At 64.7% G+C, this 20,035-nt stretch carries 19 protein-coding genes and 2 pseudogenes; 4 read left to right on the top strand and 17 right to left on the bottom strand.

Annotated elements, in window-relative coordinates:
* Positions 1-164: 164 nt before the first annotated feature.
* The 16 genes and pseudogenes from OXH74_RS25585 to OXH74_RS25510 all read right to left on the bottom strand — a co-directional run bounded on the left by OXH74_RS25585 (position 165) and on the right by OXH74_RS25510 (position 14,246).
* Positions 165-1,325: a Fic family protein gene (locus OXH74_RS25585; RefSeq protein WP_375739439.1), complete on the bottom strand. Its 1,161-nt coding sequence runs from the start codon at positions 1,323-1,325 to the stop codon at positions 165-167.
* A 414-nt stretch (positions 1,326-1,739) separates the two neighbouring features.
* Positions 1,740-2,027, bottom strand: coding sequence for a HigA family addiction module antitoxin (locus tag OXH74_RS25580; protein WP_375739438.1), 288 nt, complete (start codon positions 2,025-2,027; stop codon positions 1,740-1,742).
* 16 nt (positions 2,028-2,043) lie between these two features.
* A pseudogene (locus OXH74_RS25575) lies at positions 2,044-2,318 on the bottom strand (type II toxin-antitoxin system RelE/ParE family toxin).
* Between the two features lie 111 nt (positions 2,319-2,429).
* Positions 2,430-2,663 carry a DUF2274 domain-containing protein gene (locus OXH74_RS25570; protein WP_375739437.1) on the bottom strand — a complete coding sequence of 78 codons (234 nt, stop codon included), beginning with the start codon at positions 2,661-2,663 and terminating at the stop codon, positions 2,430-2,432.
* On the bottom strand, positions 2,660-3,946 hold the full coding sequence (locus OXH74_RS25565) for a TrbI/VirB10 family protein (RefSeq protein WP_375739436.1): 1,287 nt from the start codon (positions 3,944-3,946) through the stop codon (positions 2,660-2,662). The genes OXH74_RS25570 and OXH74_RS25565 overlap by 4 nt, the downstream gene beginning before the upstream one ends.
* Before the next feature lie 2 nt (positions 3,947-3,948).
* Complete coding sequence (gene trbG, locus OXH74_RS25560) at positions 3,949-4,938, bottom strand: P-type conjugative transfer protein TrbG (RefSeq protein WP_375739435.1); 990 nt, start codon at positions 4,936-4,938, stop codon at positions 3,949-3,951.
* On the bottom strand, positions 4,935-5,642 hold the full coding sequence (trbF, locus tag OXH74_RS25555) for a conjugal transfer protein TrbF (RefSeq protein ID WP_375739434.1): 708 nt from the start codon (positions 5,640-5,642) through the stop codon (positions 4,935-4,937). The genes trbG and trbF overlap by 4 nt, the downstream gene beginning before the upstream one ends.
* Before the next feature lie 12 nt (positions 5,643-5,654).
* The gene (gene trbL / locus OXH74_RS25550) at positions 5,655-6,833 is read right to left on the bottom strand and encodes a P-type conjugative transfer protein TrbL (RefSeq protein WP_375739433.1); all 1,179 of its coding nucleotides are present in this window, start codon (positions 6,831-6,833) and stop codon (positions 5,655-5,657) included.
* A complete protein-coding gene (locus OXH74_RS25545; protein WP_375739432.1) occupies positions 6,833-7,030 on the bottom strand; it encodes a hypothetical protein in 198 nt (65 codons plus the stop codon). The genes trbL and OXH74_RS25545 overlap by 1 nt, the downstream gene beginning before the upstream one ends.
* A gap of 10 nt (positions 7,031-7,040) precedes the next feature.
* Positions 7,041-7,778, bottom strand: a complete 738-nt coding sequence (gene trbJ, locus OXH74_RS25540; protein WP_375739431.1) for a P-type conjugative transfer protein TrbJ — start codon at positions 7,776-7,778, stop codon at positions 7,041-7,043.
* The gene (gene trbE, locus OXH74_RS25535) at positions 7,775-10,204 is read right to left on the bottom strand and encodes a conjugal transfer protein TrbE (protein ID WP_375739430.1); all 2,430 of its coding nucleotides are present in this window, start codon (positions 10,202-10,204) and stop codon (positions 7,775-7,777) included. The genes trbJ and trbE overlap by 4 nt, the downstream gene beginning before the upstream one ends.
* Before the next feature lie 11 nt (positions 10,205-10,215).
* Positions 10,216-10,488: a VirB3 family type IV secretion system protein gene (locus OXH74_RS25530; protein WP_375739429.1), complete on the bottom strand. Its 273-nt coding sequence runs from the start codon at positions 10,486-10,488 to the stop codon at positions 10,216-10,218.
* A complete protein-coding gene (locus OXH74_RS25525) occupies positions 10,485-10,826 on the bottom strand; it encodes a TrbC/VirB2 family protein (RefSeq protein WP_375739428.1) in 342 nt (113 codons plus the stop codon). Before OXH74_RS25525 ends, OXH74_RS25530 begins: the two co-directional genes overlap by 4 nt.
* On the bottom strand, positions 10,823-11,827 hold the full coding sequence (trbB, locus tag OXH74_RS25520; RefSeq protein ID WP_375739427.1) for a P-type conjugative transfer ATPase TrbB: 1,005 nt from the start codon (positions 11,825-11,827) through the stop codon (positions 10,823-10,825). The genes OXH74_RS25525 and trbB overlap by 4 nt, the downstream gene beginning before the upstream one ends.
* Positions 11,824-12,258: a CopG family transcriptional regulator gene (locus OXH74_RS25515; protein WP_375739426.1), complete on the bottom strand. Its 435-nt coding sequence runs from the start codon at positions 12,256-12,258 to the stop codon at positions 11,824-11,826. Before OXH74_RS25515 ends, trbB begins: the two co-directional genes overlap by 4 nt.
* Positions 12,255-14,246, bottom strand: coding sequence for a conjugal transfer protein TraG (locus tag OXH74_RS25510; RefSeq protein ID WP_375739425.1), 1,992 nt, complete (start codon positions 14,244-14,246; stop codon positions 12,255-12,257). Before OXH74_RS25510 ends, OXH74_RS25515 begins: the two co-directional genes overlap by 4 nt.
* 317 nt (positions 14,247-14,563) lie before the next feature.
* Here OXH74_RS25510 and OXH74_RS25505 point away from each other — a divergent pair.
* Positions 14,564-15,679, top strand: a pseudogene (locus OXH74_RS25505) (IS5 family transposase).
* 301 nt (positions 15,680-15,980) lie between these two features.
* Here the strand turns inward: OXH74_RS25505 and OXH74_RS25500 are convergent.
* Entirely contained in the window at positions 15,981-17,162 is a 1,182-nt protein-coding gene (locus OXH74_RS25500) for an acetyl-CoA C-acetyltransferase (protein WP_375739424.1), read from the bottom strand.
* A gap of 167 nt (positions 17,163-17,329) precedes the next feature.
* Between OXH74_RS25500 and OXH74_RS25495 the strand changes: the two genes are divergently transcribed.
* The 3 genes from OXH74_RS25495 to OXH74_RS25485 all read left to right on the top strand — a co-directional run bounded on the left by OXH74_RS25495 (position 17,330) and on the right by OXH74_RS25485 (position 19,939).
* Positions 17,330-18,193, top strand: a complete 864-nt coding sequence (locus tag OXH74_RS25495; RefSeq protein WP_375739423.1) for an MBL fold metallo-hydrolase — start codon at positions 17,330-17,332, stop codon at positions 18,191-18,193.
* 67 nt (positions 18,194-18,260) lie between these two features.
* Positions 18,261-19,010, top strand: a complete 750-nt coding sequence (locus OXH74_RS25490) for an electron transfer flavoprotein subunit beta/FixA family protein (protein WP_375739422.1) — start codon at positions 18,261-18,263, stop codon at positions 19,008-19,010.
* Complete coding sequence (locus OXH74_RS25485; RefSeq protein ID WP_375739421.1) at positions 19,010-19,939, top strand: electron transfer flavoprotein subunit alpha/FixB family protein; 930 nt, start codon at positions 19,010-19,012, stop codon at positions 19,937-19,939. The genes OXH74_RS25490 and OXH74_RS25485 overlap by 1 nt, the downstream gene beginning before the upstream one ends.
* Positions 19,940-20,035: the final 96 nt, after the last annotated feature.

The following is a 20,035-nucleotide window of genomic DNA, read 5'->3' as shown; positions in this document are numbered from 1 at the left end:
TGGGCTGCTTCCGGCCGATCCTGTTGAAAAGTCAGTGCTGTAGGATGGCGTTGGCGGCAACTTTCCAGAGTTAGTTTGTTGCGCGGACGATTTCTTCCCTGAGTACAACAGTTTGATACCGGTGTCTGATCAGGATGAGCATTGAGCAATGGTCCCATCGCTCACTAGCTGCCGTTGGTATCACGTGGGTTAGAAGGTGGTCCGTCGATGTTAACTTGATAGCGCGTGCTGCGTCCGCCCCCGGGTAGGCGGATGAGGTAGCCTTTGTCAACGAGGTCGCCTAAATGGCGAGTGGCTGTGGCTTTGGAAACTTTGGCAACAGCCTGATATTGGGTCGCGCTGATACCCCCCTCGAAGCCGTTGCTGCCTCCATCGAGCAAGCGATTCAGCACCTTGATCTGTTCGGCCGATAGCATTTGGCTGCGGTGTGCCTGCCAGAACCGCGCCTTGGCCAGAACGCGGTCGATGCGTGCCAAGGCCTGTTCAAGGCTTTTGAGCAGTGTGGTGAGAAACCACTGCAGCCAGGCGGTGATATCCAGCGTGCCTTTCTGGCTGGTCTCGAGGATGTGGTAGTAACCGCCGCGGTCGTCGAGGATGCTCGCGGACATGGCGTAAAAGCGAATCGCTTGTTGCTCACCTTGCGCCAGGGCCAAATCAGTAAGCGCGCGGGTCAGGCGACCGTTGCCGTCATCGAAGGGGTGCAGGGTGACGAACCAGAAATGAGCAATGCCAGCGCGTAGCAGCGGATCGAGATTGGCATCGTTGCGGCTGCGCTCGAACCAAGCAAGGAAGTCGTCCAGTTGCTCTTCAAGTCCGGCGCGTGGCGGGGCTTCAAAGTGCACGGTGGGTCGGTCAATACGGCCTGAAACCACCTGCATGGGCTCCTCGCCGCGTAGCGTACCAATGCGCAACGGGCGGGCCAGTAAGCCGTCGTCACTGGGGAAGAGCCAGCGATGCCAGTTGAACAAGCGCTCTAACGTGAGCGGCTCGTGATGTGCACTGGTGGCATCGAGCAGTAGTTCGGCTAGGCCTTCACTGCGCATCGTGGTGCGGCCTTCCTCACTGAGTCCCAAGCGCCGTGCCAGAGAGGAGCGCACCGAACCGACATTGAGTTGCTCACCCTCGATGGCAGATGAGGTGACAATGTTCTGCAGCAGGGCATCCAGGCAGCTCTGAACTTCAGTGTCGCGCCCGACCGCACCGAGCATGCCAAGTAATCGACCCTGGGCTTGGGCGCAGGCGCGCAATAGAGAGGCCAGCGGTTCGGCCTGCCAGGTGAATTGGGGCCAGTCAGCCTGTTCCCAGATCCAGAATGGGTCCTTCATCGCATTTGCTCATCAGTGAGCCGATTAGTGGCTCTATTCGGCTCATTTTGTGAGCCGATTGTGCCGGCTATTCGGCTCACTGTCTAATCAGGCCATGAGCGATTTCGTAGGACGGGGACAGGTTCAATGAAGCTAATTAGTAGAAAGCCACCCCAAAATGGCGGCTTCTGGCAATAGGCACGCTTCAGGCAGTTTCTCGGCTTTTGCTGATTCTTTTTGCTCATTCGAGCACTTCGCGCTGGATCTCGATGGCGCGTGCGGCTGCTGTGAAATAAGCAGCGCGCTTGGCAGCTTCAGAATTGCATCTGAAAAAGGTCGACAGGGGGCTTGAACTTCCGACAGGAGCTTTTTTCATCTGGGCCACGATCAGAGATTGATGAGGTTGATGTTTACCGTCACTTGCTGGGGGAGGGGCTAAGCGATTGCGGCAAAGCGCTCGATGTAGGGGTGTTCGCGTTGCCTGGCTTGCCACAGGTCGTAGTCGGTCTGTACTCCCAGCCAGACGCGGGCAGTGCCAATCCCGGCCAGTTCCAGGCGAACGGCCAGATCTGGGCTGATTGGTGCTCGGCCATGCAGGATCCGCGACAAGGTTTCACGCGCAAAACCAAGACGGCGTGCCAGTTCGGCAATGCTGATGCCTAGCGCGGGGAGCACGTCCTCGAGCAGCATTTCGCCAGGATGTGGCGGGTTGAACATGACCATGGGTACGCCCTCCTGTTCAGTGGTAGTCAAGGTAATCGACGAGTTCTATGTCGTTACCCACGAAGCGAAAGATCACGCGCCAATTGCCGTTGACCGTGAGTGACCAGAATTCTTCCAGCTCCCCATTGAGGGATGTAGCCGCCAGCCAGGTATGTCGAGGTCAGCTGGCTCGCGGGCACGATCCATGAAGCTCAACATTCGGCCCAGGCGCTTGGCGTGGTCGGCTCGGATGCCTTTGGTGGAACCAGATTCGTAAAAGATGCGCAGGCCTTTGTGCCGGAAGCTGATGATCGTGGTATGAAGTGTGATGTATTGGGTCACGGTTTTCAACCGCGAAAGGATTGCTCTGCTACGGCATTTGCCGCTTGCCCGGTGTTTGCTGGGGAGTGCACACGAAGAGGATCAACTACCCCTGTCCCCCCTGCCGTTGGCTCTCCTGAACACCCGGTCCCTCGCCATGAACGCCTCCAGCATGTGCGGGATGAGCGTAAGCGCATCGACCTCTTCGCCGTAGGCTTGCGAGTGCAACGCCGCGTAGCGCTCGAGGTCGGCCTTCAGGCCAGCCGGGCAGGTGAAGGTCAGCTTCAGGCTCTCGGTTTTCGGCAAGGGGCCAAGGCGCAGCTTGTTCGTGCTCATTGCGGGTTCCTCTGCGGGATGAATAAGGGCTGGTAGGGGCGCAGCACCAGGTCGCGGTTGACGATCACGCGCAGGGGCAGGCCGGGACGCTGGGTCAGCGTGGGTTGGATATCGAGGTTGCGGCGGGTGACCTCCTGGCCGACCTGGTTCACCGTGTCCTGCAGGCTGTCGCGGCCGGCGATGATGATCCGATCGCCATCCGTGCGGTTCTCCGGTGCCGCCAGTTCGGCGCCGATGCCCAGCAGACTGGTCATGGCTGCACCGGCGACGATCCGGTCCCAGTGCCAGTCGACGCCATCCTCCAGGCCGGCATAACCGGCGGTGTCGCTGCCCACCAGGTTGTCGAGCTGGAAGGACGAGGTGTCCGGCAGGATCACCCGCTGCCACACCACCTGCACGCGACTCTGCCCATAGCTCACCTGGCTGTTGTAACGGCCGAGCAGGCGCGAACCCTGGGGGATCAGCACATGCTGACCGGAGGCGCTGTCGTAGACTGGTTCGGTCACCGTGGCGATCACATCGCCAGGCAGGTCCGACTTGATTCCGGTGACCAAAGCCGCCGCGATAACGGTGCCGGCCATGACCTGGTAGGGCGAATCCGGCAGTTGCAGAAATCCGGAATTACGGATTTGTGCATTTGCGGGTTTACTGAGAAACGCTTCTTTCTGCTCCTGCCGGTTCTGAGTAGCCGCTGCGTCAGCAACTGCAGTCGATGCAGAAGCCGTGGCCATGGGATCGAATCCCCCCGGTCCGGCCAGCGCCGGACCAGCAGGCGTGGCGCCCGATGTCCGCCCGCCACTGGACCGGAAGAACACCGACGACAGCGCGGCTTCCTCTGCCTCCTTGAGCCTGGCGAGGCGCTCGGCTTCGGCCGGGTCGGGACCAGAGTGGCGGTAGTCGTAGCCCTGCGCCTGCTCGGCTCTGAGGATAGGGCCTCCCAGGTCGCCGGGCAGCGGCGGGCCCAGCTGCGGCACTGCGGGCGCCACGGGGGGTGGCAACTGCGAATAGTCCGCCGGCAGCTGCTCCAGCCCCTCGGAGCGGGTCACGCGGTCGACGTTGTACAGCTCTCGTTGCTCCGCGCCGTCACGGCGCTGCTGAGGTTGCAGCGACCACAGCATGGCGCCGAGCACTGCGCTAGCCAGACCACCAGCGAGCACGGCCAGCATGCGTGGATTGAGGCGGGTGACCGGGCGAGGCTGTGCGCGCAACTCGAGGGACTCCGGTGCCTCCTTGGGCGGTAGCGGCGATGGCGCCGCATCCTGGCTTTCGCCCGTAGTACTCATGCTCAGGGCCTCCGTGCCACGCCATCGGTGCGCTCGATCCGCACCACATCACCTTTGTCCGCGCCCAAGCGCAACTCGGCCGCGCCGAACAGCCGATCCACGATGTAGTAGGGCGAGCGGAAGCGGTAATTGACCAACTGGCCGTCGCCTTCCGGGCCGATTACGAACAGCGGCGGCAACTCGCTCTGGGCGATGCCGGCGGGAAACTGGATGTACACCTTACGTCCATCGTCGAAGGCCCGCAGGGGTTTCCAGGGCGGGTTGCTGCCGCTGATCGCATAGCGAAAGCGCAGTTGTTCCAACGTGAGGCCGGCATCGATCGGTGCCGCCGCCTTCGCGGCCGTAGCGCGGCGCTGCAGGGCGAGCATGCGATCCTTGGGGTAGTCCCAGGACACCGAGGCCATCCAGGCTTGCTCGGTGGCAGTCAGCTCGATCAGGTAGGTACGCCGCGTGGTGGTGATGACCAGGTTGGTCTTGAGGTCGACCCGCGTTGGCTTGACCAGCACGCTGACACGCAACTCCTCGCCGCTGCCGCTGGAGGTATCGCCGACGATCCAGCGCACAGTGTCGCCGGCAGCCACGGTGACCAGTTCCTCGCCGGCCTGCAGGCTGATCGCCGTTACTCGGCCCGGGCTGGTGTACACTTGATACAGCGCGCCGTCTGAGTAGGGCCAGATCTGAATCGCGTTGATGTAGCCCTCCCGGGTCGGTGCGACCCGCGCGTCACGATTGGCGCGCGCGACCCGCACGCGCTCATCGGCCGGTTCCATGGATGGCTTGCTCGCCTGGGCCTCTGGCAGGGGTTTCAGCTGGGCCGGCAGGGCCAGCGGCTTGGGCATCTCCACGACCTCAATGGGCTTAGGTGGCTCCGGCAGGCGCTGCGCCTCCACTGGTTCGTCCAGGGGAATCACCGGTGGCTCGCCCTGACTGGCGCAGCCGGCCAGCATGGCCAGCAGCAAAGGGCAGGTGGAGAAGTTCAGGGAGATTCTCATGGCTTCTTGGCTCCTTCCGTAGTGTCCAGTTCACGGCTCCACGACAGGCCGTTGACGTAGATGCCGAGCGGGTTGCGGCGCAGCTTTTCCTCGGTGCGTGGCGCCTGCAGTACCACCGACACCACCGCCGTCCAGCGTTCCAGTCCGGTGGCCGCACCGTTGACGTATCGGCGTTCGTTCCAGCGCACCTGGAACGAGCTGTCGCTGGCCCGCACAACACTGGTCACCTCCACCGTCACCGACTCCTTGCCGACCCGGCTGAAGGGATCGCTGGCGCGGGCGTAGTCGTTGAGAGTGGCGGCGCCGCGGTCAGTGGTGGAGTGGTAGGCCTCCAGCCAGCTCTGCCGCACCACCACCGGGTCGATGGATAGCGAGCGTACTGACTCGATGAAGCCCGCCAGGTGGTGGGCGATCTGCGCATCTTGGGGTTGATAGGGACTGGCGGCCTCGCCAACCGCCCGTACCTGCCCTGAGTTGTCGACCTCCACCACATAGGGCGTGACCATCGACTGGGCCGAGTGCCAGACCAGCCCGCCGGCCATCAGCAAGGCCAGGCTCAGGCAACCGAAGGCCATCAGCCGCCAGTTGCGCGCCTGCACCAGGCTACTGCCCGTGCGCTGGTCCCAGGCCTGCGCCGCGGCTTGGTAGGGCGTTATCGGTTGCGGGGTGTCGCTGTAGCGCACGCGGGGACGCTTGAATCGCATCTTCGTTCTCCTTCACGAACTCGACGGGTCGCGCACCTGCGGCCCGGGGGATGAACCGCCACCATCGCCACCGCGCAGGGCGTGCGCGACCGTGGTGGCGGCCTGGGTGAGCTGTTGCTTGCGTTGCAGGCGTCTGGCCCAGTCGGGTTGCTTGGCGGGCGCAGTCGCTGGGCCGCCTGCTGTGGCCGTACCGCTAACCGCGGTGCCTGCGCTCGCAGAACCTGATGCCATGCCCGCGGCCAGCGGCTGGGCACCGCCCATGGCCAGGCGTGCCGCGCCGGGCGCCATGCGGGCGCCGGCTAGCACGGCGCCGCCGACACCCGTGGCCAGGGCGGCGGCACCGGCGGCCATTCCCGCAATACCGAGCGCCGTACCGGCCGCTGCACCAGCCCCCAGTTGCGGAGCGCCGGAAACCAGGCCGGTGGCGATACCCGGCCCGAAGATGCCCAGGCCCAGCAAAGCCAGCGCGGCAAGCATGACCACCAGTGCATGGTCGATGGAGGGCTCGTCCGGCACGGCCTGGAACTCGGCAAACAGCCCGGTGCCGATACCGACGATCACTGCCAGCACCAGGACCTTGATACCGGAAGCGACCACGTTGCCCAGCACCTTCTCGGCGAGGAAGGCGGTCTTGTTCCAGAGGGCGAAGGGCACCAGGACGAAGCCGGCGAGGGTGGTCAGCTTGAACTCGATCAAGGTGACGAACAGCTGGATGGCCAGGAAGAAGAAGCTGACCACCACCACCAGCCAGGCTAGGAACAGCACCAGAATGCTGTGGAGGTTGCTGAAGACCTCGGGGAACCCGCTCATGCGGCTGATGTGTTCTAGCAAGGGACTGCCTGCGTCGATGCCGATGGCGGCCAACCGTCCTGGCTGCAGGAACTCGCCCTGGCTCAGCACCGAGCCCGCGGCCAGCAGGCCCAGTCCGGCGAAGGAGCGGAAGACGATCTCGGCCAGCGTGTTGAAGTTGCCGATGATGAAGGCGAAGGCGCCGACGTAGAGGGTCTTCTTGACCAGCTTGGTGCTGACATCCTCGCCGCCCATGGCCCAGAACAGCCCGGCCAGGGTCATGTCGATGGCCACCAGGGTCAGGCTGAGAAAGGCCACCTCGCCACCGAGCAAGCCGAAGCCCGAGTCGATGTAGAGCGAGAACACCGCGAGGAAACGGTCGATCACGCCGACGTCGTTCATCACATGCCCTCGTCGAAGCTCGGCGGAATGGCGGGCAGGCTCTCGGGTGTGAGGAACTCGCCGGGGCGAGCGCAACCGGAGTAAAAGCGCTCCTGCCGGGATAGCTCTGACCGGGTCCCTTCACCGTCATCGCCCTGGCCGCAGGCAGCCAGTACGAGCAGCAGTGGCAGCAGTGGCAGCAGTGCGGAGGCTTTCATCGCACCGTCCTCACTGCCGGTAAAACTGCACGGGGTAGGGAGTGTAGGGCGTACCACTGCCCAAGAAGCGTCGCCGCAATTCGCGGGCTTCCTCGGTCGCTGCGGCCTGGCGCGCGAGTTCCAGGGCAATGGCGCGGTTCTGGGTGATCTGCAGTTGCTGGGCCTGGATCGACTGCTTCGCCTGCAGAGCCAGCAACTGGTTGGTGGCCTGGGCTGCCTGCAACGCACCACCGGCTGCTTGGCTCTGCTGCATCAGGTCGGCCAGCACGCTCTCGTCCTGGGCCTGGTTCTGCGTCACCTGGGCCTGCACGCGCAGGGCGGTGTGCAGGCCGTCCAGCCCTTGCTTCCAGCGCTCGCGCGACTCTTGTGCCATACGTTCGCCAGTGACGCTGCTCGCGTACTCGGCCGGATACAGGCGGGCAAACTCCTGGTCCATGCGCTGGACGTCGTACGCCAGCCCTTGGGCCTCGGCCAACAAGCGCGAAGTGGTGGCAAGGTTCATGCGCAGCCGATTGACCACGTTGTAGTCCAGGGTCGCCAGGTGGCGACCCTGGTTCAGCAGCATCTGGGCCTCGTTCTGCAATTGACGGACCTGGTTGTTGACCATCTCCAGCGTGCGCACCGCGGTCAGGGTATTTTGCGCGAGGTTGGTCGGGTCGATCACGGTGAGGGCGCTGGCCGGTTGGAATGCCAGCAGGCCCAGCATCAACAGGGCCGCGTGTGAGGAACGGCAAGTACGAAGCGTCATGGCAGGCACTCCTTGTGTGGTGAGGGATGAGAGGCGAGCAGGTCGGCGGCCCAGTCCAGTCCGCGGTGGCGTAGCCAGACGGCGGCGAAATCCGCTGGGCTGGACTCCTGGAGGATCCGGCTGATTTCTCGTTGCTCGGCCGGGCTGGCGGATGCAGCGAAGGCCAGCGCCACCGGCCCCAGGTCGAGGTCGAACAAGCGGTTGCCGAGACGCGACTGGTAGTAGTAATCGCGCTTGGGCGTGGCCTGGGCGATGATCTCGATCTGCCGGTCGTTGAGGCCGAATCCCTGGTAGATGCCGCGGATCTGCGGCTCGCTGGCCTGCGGGTTGGGCAGGAAGATGCGACTGGCGCAGCTCTCGATGATCGCCGCGGCGATGCTGGAATCCTTGATGTCGGCCAGCGACTGGGTGGCGAAGATCACCGAGACGTTCTTCTTGCGCAGGGTCTTGAGCCACTGGCGAATGCGGGCGGCGAATAGCGGGTCGTCGAGGAACAGCCAGGCCTCGTCGAGGACCAGCAGGGTGGGCGCGCCATCGAAGCGCTCCTCGAAGCGGGCGAACAGATAGCTCAACACAGCTGCCACCGCCGCCTTGCTGTGCAGCAGTTCCTCCATCTCGAAGCACTGCACATCGACCGTGCCGAGGCGGTCCCGGTCGGCGTCCAGCAACTGGCCGTGGGGGCCGCCCAGCACATAGGGCTGCAGCGCCTGGCGCAGGGCATTGTCCTGCAGCAATACGGACACACCGGTCAGCGTGCGTTGCGCCTCGGGTGCGCCCGCCAGGCTGTCCAGCGCGGTCCACAGCGCGGCCTTCTGCTCCGGATTGACCGCAACCCCTTCCTGCAACAGACGCGCCTCCAGCCACTCGGCGGCCCAGGCGCGGTAACCGGTCTGGTCGATGCGTGCCAAGGGCTGGAAGGCCAGCTCTCCATCACCGCCCAGGTCGTAGTGCTCGCCGCCCAGGCCCAGCACCGTCGCGCGCAGCGAGCGGCCCATGTCGAAGAGGAACAGGCGTGAGCCCGGGTAGCGACGGAACTGCAGGGCCAGGGTCGCCAGCAGCACCGACTTACCCATGCCGGTAGGGCCGGCCACCAGGGTGTGGCCGACGTCGCCGACGTGGGTGACCAGGCGGAACGGTGTCGCCCCATCCGTGCGGGTCACCACCAGCGGCGGGCCGTCCAAGTGATCGTTGCGCGTTGGCCCGGCCCAGACCGCCGAGACCGGTATCAGGTGCGCCAGGTTGAGCGTCGAGATCAGCGGTTGCCGTACATTGGCGTAGGCGTTGCCGGGGATCGACGACAGCCAGGCCTCCACCGCATTGAGACTCTCGGCAATGGTGATGAATCCGCGCCCCTGGATCACCCGCTCGACCAGACGCAGCTTCTCCTCGGCGACCCGCGCATCGCGGTCGCTCACCGTCACCGTGGCCGTGACATAGCCGAAGGCGACCTGGTCGGCGCCCAGTTCTTGCAGGGCAGCGTCGGCGTCGTTGGCCTTGTTTGCCGCATCGCTGTCGAGCAGGGGGCTTTCCTGCTGGAAGAGCGCTTCGCGCAGCAGCGCCAGGACCCCCTTGCGTTTGGCGAACCACTGTCGGCGCAGACGCACCAGTTCCTTCTCGGCTTCGTCCTTGTCCAGGCAGATGAAACGGGTCGACCAGCGATAGGCGATGCCCAGGCGGTTGAGGTCATCCAGCAGCCCGGGCCAGGTCGAAGTGGGAAAGCCGCGCACCGACAGCACGCGCAGGTGCTGCTCGCCCAACCGCGGTGCCAGGCCGGTGGTCAGCGGGCAGTCGGCCAACAGCGCATCCAGGTGGAAGGGGACCTCGGGCACGGCCACCCGCTGGCGTTGCGTCGATACCGTGGCGTGCAGGTAGGTCAGCGTCTGGCTGTCGTCGAGCCAGGCGAGCTCGGGCATCACCCCGTCCAGCAGATCGAAGAAACGATCGCTCTCGGCGACGAAGGCGGCCAACCGCTCGCGCCAGTCGACGCCGCACTGCGCCCGATGCTCATACAGCAAGCTGGCCGCGCGAGAGCGCGATTCCTCCGGCGGCAGGTAGAGCAGCGTCAGGTGGTAGGTACTCTCGAAGTGACTGCCCAGCGCCTCGAAAGCGGCGCGACGCTCCTCGTCCACCAGCCAGGACAGCGGCTCGGGAAAACTGCTGTCGGGGTAGTCGGCGGCCGCCACTCGCTCGGCCTCGATGAACAGCGCCCAGCCCGAGCCCAAGCGGCGCAGGGCGTTGTTCAGGCGCGCCGAGGTGGCCACCAGTTCGCCTTGGGTGGCGCTGTCCAGGTCCGGACCGCGAAAGCGCAAGGTGCGCTGGAAGGCGCCGTCCTTGTTCAGCACCACGCCCGGGGCAACCAGGCCGGCCCAGGGCAGCCAGTCAGCCAGTTGCGCGGGACGACGCTGGTATTCGGTGAGGTTCAGCATGGCGGCTCCCCTCACACGTCCAGCAGCGGGCGTTGCTTGATATGCCGGGCGAAGACCTGCAGGAACTGCGGATCCAGGCGGGCGCCCCAGACGGCCAGCGAATGGCCGACCAGCCAGAGCACAAGGCCCGGAATCCACAGCTGCAGGCCCAGTCCGACCACCGCCGCCAGGGTGCCGTTGAGAATCGCGACGTTGCGCGGCGCGCCGCCGAGCAGGATCGGCTCGGTCAGAGCGCGGTGCAGCGGCACTTCGAAACCGGGGATGAGATCGCGCTCGCCGTTCATGCAACCACCGCCCCGCCGGCAAAGCTGAAGAAGCTGAGGAAGAACGACGATGCGGCAAAGGCGATGGACAGGCCGAAGACGATCTGGATCAGCTTGCGGAAGCCGCCGCTGGTGTCGCCGAAGGCCAGCGTCAGACCGGTGGTGATGATGATGATCACTGCGACGATGCGTGCCACTGGGCCCTGAACCGAGTCGAGGATCGATTGCAGCGGCCCTTCCCAGGGCATGCCGGAGCCTGCGGCGAACACCGGAACGCACACGCCCAACCAGAGAGCGCCCAGCGCGAATGTGCTGGCGGCACGACGACGAAAAGCAACGATCGTATGGAGGAGAGTCATGGCTGATTTCCTTTAGTGGATGACGGAGAAAGGAAGGCGTCGATCGAAGTCAGCTGATAGCCGCGTTCGTCGTGGCCAACGACGCGAGCGATCTGCTGCACATGGCGGGCGCGGCCGCGCCCGGCGAGGAACACCACCAGGTTGATGGCCTCGGCGATCAGAGCCCGTGGCGCGGTCAGGGCGACTTCCAGGATCAGTTGTTCCAGGCGCAGCAGGGCGCCTTGGGCAGAGCCGGCGTGGAGGGTGGCGATACCGCCCGGGTGACCAGTGCCCCAGGCCTTGACCAGGTCCAGGGCTTCGCCGCCACGTACCTCGCCGACCACCACCCGGTCGGGGCGCAGGCGCAGGGTAGAGCGCACCAGGTCGCCTATGGACACCACGCCGGGCTTAGTGCGCAGGGCGACATGATCGAGGGCGGGGCATTGCAGTTCGACTGTGTCCTCCAGGACCAGCACGCGGTCACCGGTGCCGGCCACTTCGGCCAGCAGGGCGTTGGCCAGGGTGGTCTTGCCGGTGCTGGTGCCACCGGCAACTAGGATGTTCTGCCGGTCGCGCACGGCGATACGCAGGTAGTCGGCTTGTGCTGCGTCGAGGATTCCGTCGGCCACGTACTGCTGCAGGGGAATGACGCTGGCGGCACGTTTGCGCAGGGCGAAGGTCGGCCCGCCTGCCACCGGTGGCAGTACGCCTTCGAATCGCTCGCCGGACTCCGGCAACTCGGCGCTGAGCAGGGGCTTGCCCCGATGCACTTCGGCGCCAATATGCGCGGCAACCAGGCGGATGATCCGCTCGCCGTCGGCGGCGGGCAGCGTGCCCAATCGGGAGCGGCCGGTGGAAAGGCGATCCAGCCAAAGCACACCGTCGGGGTTGAGCATGACCTCGACCACATCCGGATCATCCAGGGCGGCGGCGATCAGTGGGCCCATCGCCGTGCGCAGCATGCGGGTTCGGCGATCCAGGGAGGCTGCTACTGCGCTTCGCATCGGGGAGGCTGTGGTCATGGACGCTCCCCTGCGGCCTGGGCTTCTGACGGAGCAGCCTCATGCAGATCGCTGACCAAGCTGCGCCCGCGCTGCAGGTGGCACCCCAGTTGCTCGACGAACTGGGTGAAGCGCAGCTTGCCCTGCGCGCGCGCCGCGTCCTGATGAGCCTCGGGCACTGGAGTGCTGACGGTGAGGTAGTAGCGCACGTAGAGCGCGACGGTCTCGATCAGGATGTTCTGGTCGCGCTCCAGTCGCTCGAACTGGCGCGACAGGCGATCCAGCCGCTTGGCCATGGCCACCTCGCGCTGCTCGCCGGAGTCTGGTGACAGCCAGGAGGCGAGCGCCGCGGCGATGATCGAGGACTTCGACACGCCCTTGGTGATCGCCAGCTCGTTCAGGCGCTTGGCGTGTTCGGGTTGGATGAACAGGTTCAGGCGGGTTCGGCTCATAGGGCAATTCCATCGTCAGGGTCGAGGGCGGCGAGCCGCGCTGTACGCTGCAGGCGCGGATCGGGCTGGGTAGGGAAGAGGGCAGGGGTGTCGTCCTCGTCGAGCAGCAGCAGGTCGCTGGCCAGTTCGTCGGGGGCAGGCAACTGCGCGATTTCCGCCAGCTCGGGCTGGCGGCGAGGGCCGCCGTCGTCGAGGGTCTCGCCGCCGGCCAGTACCGTCTGCGTAGCGCCAATGGCTGAGGGGATGGCCAAGGCACTCCAATCGTCCGGTCGTGCGGCGGGTGCGTCGGCATAACGTCCAGGCTGCAGTTGCGGCGCCGGCTGTACCCGGCGCTGGAAGTTGGAGTCGGCGAAATAGCGCAGCTTTTTCGCCCGGATCGGTGCATGGCCGGAGAGCATCACCACCGATTCGTCGGTGGGCAATTGCATCACCTCGCCCGGTGTCAGCAACGGGCGGGCGGTCTCCTGGCGCGACACCATCAGGTGCCCCAGCCAGGGCGCGAGCCGGTGGCCGGCATAGTTGCGTTGCGCACGCAGCTCGGTGGCGGTGCCCAAGGTCTCGGAGATGCGCTTGGCGGTGCGCTCGTCATTGGTGGCGAAGGTCACCCGCACATGGCAGTTGTCGAGGATCGAGTGGTTCTGGCCATAGGCCTTATCGATCTGGTTGAGCGACTGCGAGATTAGGAAGGCGCGCAGTCCGTAGCCGGCCATGAAAGCCAGGGCCGATTCGAAGAAGTCCAGCCGCCCCAGCGCGGGGAACTCGTCGAGCATCAGCAGCAGCTTGTGCCGACGCTCGATGCCGTCGGCGCCCTCGAGCGACTCGGTCAGGCGCCGGCCGATCTGGTTGAGGATCAGGCGGATCAGCGGCTTGGTGCGGCTGATATCCGAGGGCGGCACCACCAGGTACAGCGATACGGGATGCTCTGCCGAGATGAGGTCGGCGATCCGCCAGTCGCAACGCGAGGTGACCTCGGCGACCGTCGGATCACGGTAAAGGCCGAGGAACGACATGGCCGTCGACAGCACGCCGGAGCGCTCGTTCTCGCTCTTGTTCAGCACCTCCCGTGCGGCAGAAGCCACGACTGGATGAGGCGCGTCGCCCAGATGGGACGTAGTCATCATCCGGTGCAGGGTCAGTTCGAAGGTGCAGGCCGGATCCGAGAGGAAGTTGGCGACGCCGCGCAGGGTCTTGTCCTGGCCGGCATAGAGCACATGCAGGATGGCGCCGACCAACAGCGCATGGCTGGTTTTCTCCCAGTGATTACGCCGCTCCAGCGCGCCCTCCGGGTCGACCAGGATGTCGGCGATGTTCTGCACATCGCGCACCTCGTGGGTGCCGCGGCGTACCTCCAGCAGCGGGTTGTAGGCGGCCGAGGCGGGATCGGTGGGGTTGAACAGCAGGCAGTGGGAGAAGCGCGAGCGCCAGCCGGCGGTCAGGCTCCAGTTCTCGCCCTTGATGTCATGGATGACCGCCGAGGTCGGCCAGGAGAGTAGGGTAGGGACCACCAGGCCGACGCCCTTGCCCGAGCGTGTCGGCGCAAAGACCAGCACGTGCTCAGGGCCTTCGTGGCGCAGGTACTGCTCCTGGAACAGGCCGAGGAACACGCCCGCCGGCCGGGTCAGCCCGGCCTGGCGTACCTCATCCGCATCGGCCCAGCGTGCCGATCCGTAGGTCGTGACCTGCTTAGCCTGGCGCGCACGCCAGAGGGCCATGCCGATGGCCACTACCAACGCCAGCAGGCTGCTGCACGCAGCGATGCCGCCGCCAACGTTGAACACCTCTGGCGCATAGGCATCGAAGAAGAACCACCACTCGAACAGACGCCAAGGGTGATAGATCGGAGTGTCCAGCCATTCGAACCAGGGCGCCCCCAGGCGAGCCTGGTAGCCCAGTGCGGCAGCCGTCCACTGAGTCGCCCCCCATACCCCAGAGAGAGTAATGACCAACACCACCAGCACCTGGCCGTACAGTACCGTCGTCGCTTGCATCCCTGAACCCAGCCTCTCCGATAAAGCACTCGGCACGAAGGCGTGCCGCGGGCGAGAGGTTCGGCATTGGTGGGGGAGGGGTCAAAGACCGATTCGAGGATGACTACGAGTGAGCGCGCAACAAATCTAACTGTGGTTTGGGAGGGGGCAACGGGGTATGTCGTAGCGCGGAGATGAAGTACATGGCTGACGCTGAACCTGCGTCGTTGGCCGAATTGGAACGGATAGCAGCTTGTTGAAGTTCGCCCACGCCTTGTTTGGCTTTGCGGTAAAGAGATTGCGATGTCGGCTCCAATCTGCCAGGACCCTCGACTGCCATGCGTGGAGCGGATACCACTCAGGAAGCCCTGTTCACCGTCGCCAGGCTCGACGATTTCGTGCCGGCGATTCACCCCCCACTACGCGCCATCCGCAAGCTGGCAGACGCAGCGCTGCGGCGGCTGAGTGCCCTGCTCGACACTTTGTATGCCGACACCGGGTGCGTCTCGATCGCCCCGAGAAGTTGATGCGGGCGCAACTGCTGCAACTGTTCTATTCGCTGCGTAGCGAACGCATGCTCATGGAGCAACTGGTCTACAAATTGCTGTTCCGCTGTTCCGCTGTTCCGCTGTTCCGCTGTTCCGTTGGGCTGGCCATCAATGATCCGGAGTGGGATCACTCGGTATTCTCGAAGAATCGTGACCGCCTGAATGCCCAGGCAGTGGCCGTACAGCTTCTGAACGAGGTGGTGCGTCTGGCGGAGATGCAGGGGCTGATTTTCGATGAGCAATTCTCGGTTGACGGCACGCTGCAGCAGGCCTGGGCCTCACAGAAGAACTTCCGCCCCAAGGACGACTCCCAAATGACCAGCCCCCTGGCCCACGCAACGCCCAGCCGGAATTCAAGGGACAGAAGCGCAGCAGCGATACCCATACTTCAATCAGCGATCCGGACGCCCGGCTGTACCGCAAGAACCATAACACTGGCGCACAGTTGAGCTACATGGGGTATGTGCTGATGGAGCATCTCAGAGGCCTGGTGCGCAGTGCTGATGTGAGTCTGGCCAGTGGCCGGGGCGAGCGTGAAGCCGCACTGGAGATGCTGGGCGAACTCGGTGGTCGTCGCCGGCGCACCTTGGCTACGGACAAGGCCTACGACACGGCCGACTTCGTGGTCGCCTGTCGCGCCCTCGGCGTGACACCGCATGTGGCCCAGAACACCAGTGGTCGGCGCAGCGCCATCGACGACTGCACGACGCGACACGCCGGCTATGCCCTGAGCTCAAGGAACCGCGTCTGGATCGAACCCACTTTGGCTGGCTCAAGGCCGCGGCAGGCATTCGCCAGGTGAAGCAACGGGGCCTTGAGCGTGTCCAAGCGCTGTTCCAGTTGGCCATGGCGGCAAGCAACCTGGTGCATCTGCCGAAGCTGCTGGCGGCCGGCACAGCCGTATGAGCGCGCTGACGGGGATGGTGCGCCCGCAGCCTGCCAGGGCTATTGGCCCCGCGCGAGGCCCTGAATAGGGCTCGTGCGACCGCGACCACCGCCGTCACAAGCAGTGACCGTTAGCATGGCGGCGAATTTCAACAGGCTGTTAGGAGCAGCATGACTTACAGGCAGGACTTCACGGATAGAGCGAGAGGCTCTGGCCTTTCCAACAGAAATGTCTAATCACAGTGGTTTAACCGAGCGCGCCGCCTTTCCTGGCACCGCTCGGCCAAAAAATGCATGGGGGTTCGAACAAATGACCTGTTATTCAGCACCGCTCAATGGCCAATGCCACACCCTGTCCGCCGCCGATGCATAGGGTGGCGAGGCCCCTCCTGGCGTCGCGCTTGATCATCTCGTGCAGCAGGGTCACCAGCACACGGCAGCCGGAGGCGCCGATGGGGTGGCCAAGGGAGATGGCGCCGCCGTTGACGTTGACCTTGTCGGCATCCCAGCCCAGCTCCTGGCCGACGGACAGGGCCTGGGCGGCGAAGGCTTCGTTGGCTTCGATCAGGTCGAGATCAGCCAGGCTCCAGCCGGCCTTTTCCAGGCATCGACGAGTCGCCGAGACCGGGGCGATGCCCATGATCGCCGGGTCGACGCCGGCGTTGGCGTAGCTGGCGATGCGCGCCAGCACCGGCAGGCCGAGGGCCTTGGCCTTGGCCTCGCTCATCAGCAGCACGGCAGCGGCGCCGTCGTTGAGGCTGGAGGCGTTGCCGGCGGTGACGCTGCCGTCTTTCTTGAAGGCCGGCTTGAGCTTGGCCAGGGCTTCGGCGGTGGTGCCGGCACGCGGCTGCTCGTCCGTGGCGAAGGCAACGGGGGTGCCCTTCTTCTGCGGGATCAGGATAGGGGTGATCTCATCCACGAATCGCCCACCTTCGATGGCGGCCACGGCCTTCTGCTGCGAGGCGGCGGCGAAGGCGTCCTGGGCTTCACGGCTGATGCCGTACTTCTCCACCAGGTTCTCGGCGGTGATGCCCATGTGGTAGTCGTTGAAGGCGTCCCACAGGCCATCCTGGATCATGGTGTCGACCAGCTTGGCGTGGCCCATGCGCAGGCCGGTGCGGGCACCTGGCATCACGTACGGTGCCAGGCTCATGTTCTCCTGGCCGCCAGCGATGATGACCTCGGCGTCGCCACAGCGGATAGCCTGGGCCGCCAGGTGCAGGGCCTTGAGGCCGGAGCCGCAGACCTTGCTCAGGGTCATGGCCGGTACCGCGTGCGGCAGGCCGGCGAGGATGGCGGCCTGGCGGGCCGGGTTCTGGCCGGAGCCTGCGGTGAGCACCTGGCCGAGGATGACTTCATCCACTTCTGCGCCGTCGAGGCCGGTCTGGGCCAGCAACTGGCGGATCACCGCGGCACCCAGCTCCGGGGCGCGAATGGCCGCCAGGGCACCCTGGAAGCTGCCGATGGCGGTGCGGGTGGCGGCGACGATAACTACATCCTGCATAAGTACTCCATAGAAAAAGAATCCGATGACAGGACTATGCCTTCCACCTGCAATCCAACACCCACCCAACGGGAGGGGGGAGAGGAATTCTCGCCCTGAATAGGCTTTGAATGGCAATCGGGCGCCGTCGAGTCGTCGGAGATGGCCTGTCCAGAGAGGTGAATGTTGTGAACCGCAGTCTTTCCACGTTAAGCGGCAGGAGCCGTAAGCTCGATGGCGGTGCCCTGTTTGGCAGTATGCCCCGGCGGTACTGGCTCGAGTGGCTCAGCCCCGACCACGATAATCGTGTGGAGATGGCTAGCCGTGCGCTGCTCGTGCAGCAGGACGGTGTGAACATCCTAGTCATGGCCGGGACCGATGCGCTCCTCGCACCGCCGTCGCGCACTTGCCGTTGCCAGCCGGCAGCACTCGGTTTGTTAGACGGTCTTGCCCGTCTGGGCTTGGGAGAGGGGCAAATCCATGCCGTGATGATGACCCATCTGCATGCTGTGCTTCCCCATGATGTGGAAGAGGCGGTACGCGAGGGCAACACTCCCAGGCTACTGTTCCCCGTGGCGCGCTACCTGACCGGACGGCGCCATTGGCTGCGGGCCCGTCACCCGCATCCTCGTGACCGCGCATGGTTTGTGCCGCAGATCATTCGGCAACTGGAAGGCAGTGGTCGCTTGAAGCTGCTGGATGAACAGAACGGCGATTTCCTGGGCGAGGGCTGGCGTTTTCATGTCAGCGATGGCTACACGCCTGGCCAATTGCTCCCGGAAATAGACATGCCCGGCGGGCCCATCGTCTTCGCCGGCGACCTGGTTCCCGCTATGCACTGGCTCAGACTCGAACTGACCACCGCCTTCGATCGAAACCCGGAATGCTTGATCGACGAAAAGGAGCGCCTGTTGGACCATTTGGTGGCCAACGGTGGGCGTCTATTCCTGCCGCGCGACCCCGGCATCGCGATGATCAAGGTCATGCGCGACCGGCAAGCGCGCTACCAACCCTTCGACCACCATGCCGACCTGCAGCGGCTGGATAGTTGATACACCTGAAACTTACCCCTTCTGGAGGGGAATGGGAACGCAGTGTCCCGTTCAACAGGAGTCCTAGATGAAAGTACTGGCTGCGGTAAAGCGCGTGGTCGATTTCAACGTCAAGGTCCGCGTCAAGGCGGACAACTCCGGCGTCGATCTCGCCAACGTCAAGATGTCGATGAACCCCTTCTGCGAAATCGCCGTGGAAGAGGCCGTCCGTCTGAAAGAAAAAGGCGTAGCGAGTGAAATCGTCGTCGTCACCATCGGCCCGAACACCGCTCAAGAGCAGCTGCGTACGGCCCTGGCCCTGGGTGCCGACCGTGCCATTCTGGTGGAAAGCGCTGACGAACTGAACTCCCTGGCCGTGGCCAAACTGCTGAAAGCAGTCGTTGAGAAAGAACAGCCGCAGCTGGTCATCCTCGGCAAACAAGCCATCGACAGCGACAACAACCAGACTGGCCAGATGCTCGGCGCCCTGACCGGCTATGCCCAGGGCACTTTCGCCTCCAAAGTTGAAGTGGCGGGCGACAAAGTCAACGTGACCCGCGAGATCGACGGCGGTCTGCAGACCGTTGCGCTGAACCTGCCAGCGATCGTCACCACCGACCTGCGTCTGAACGAGCCGCGCTACGCGTCGCTGCCGAACATCATGAAAGCCAAGAAGAAGCCGCTGGACGTGGTGACCCCGGATGCCCTGGGTGTTTCCACTGCTTCCACCGTGAAGACCCTGAAAGTCGAAGCGCCGGCTGCCCGCCAAGCCGGCATCAAGGTCAAGTCCGTGGCTGAACTGGTCGACAAACTGAAGAACGAGGCGAAGGTAATCTGATGGCTATCCTGGTTGTTGCTGAACATTCGAACGCCGCTCTGGCAGCCGCCACCCTGAACACCGTTAGTGCTGCGCAAAAAATCGGCGGCGACATCCACGTTCTGGTCGCTGGCCAGGGCGTAGGTGCCGTAGCTGAAGCCGCCGCCAAAGTCGCCGGTGTCTCCAAGGTTCTGGTAGCCGACAACGCTGCCTATGCCCATCAGTTGCCGGAAAACGTTGCTCCGCTGATCGCTGAGCTGGGCAAGGGCTACAGCCACGTGCTGGCCGCTGCCACCACCAACGGCAAGAACTACCTGCCGCGCGTGGCTGCCCTGTTGGACGTCGACCAGATCTCCGAGATCATCGCCGTCGAAAGCGCGGATACCTTCAAGCGCCCGATCTACGCCGGTAACGCCATCGCCACCGTGCAGTCATCGGCGGCCGTGAAAGTGATCACCGTGCGTGGTACCGGTTTCGACGCTGCTGCGGCCGAAGGCGGTTCCGCTGCCATCGAAGCCGTGAGCACCGTGACCGACGCTGGCAAGTCCGCCTTCGTTGGTGAAGAGCTGGCCAAGTCCGACCGTCCAGAGCTGACCGCCGCGAAGATCGTGGTGTCCGGCGGCCGTGGTATGCAGAACGGCGAGAACTTCAAGCACCTCTACGCCCTGGCTGACAAGCTGGGGGCTGCCGTGGGCGCTTCCCGTGCCGCCGTCGACGCCGGTTTCGTACCGAACGACATGCAGGTCGGCCAGACTGGCAAGATCGTCGCGCCGCAGCTGTACATCGCCGTCGGTATCTCCGGTGCCATCCAGCACCTGGCCGGCATGAAGGACTCCAAGGTCATCGTCGCAATCAACAAGGACGAAGAAGCCCCGATCTTCCAGGTCGCGGACTACGGCCTGGTGGCTGACCTGTTCGAAGCCGTACCGGAACTGGAAAAGCTGCTGTAATAGCGCTTCCTGGCTTGCGGCACAGAAAACCCGCTCCCCGGAGCGGGTTTTTCACTATCCCGAAGGCTGGATGATGCTGAGCGGGTGGGGTTCGCT

The organism is Metapseudomonas boanensis, assembly GCF_042232855.1.
Classification (GTDB): Bacteria; Pseudomonadota; Gammaproteobacteria; order Pseudomonadales; family Pseudomonadaceae; genus Metapseudomonas; species Metapseudomonas boanensis.
The sequence above is the reverse complement of the archived record's forward strand: the minus strand, read 5'-3'. Positions and strand labels throughout refer to the sequence as shown.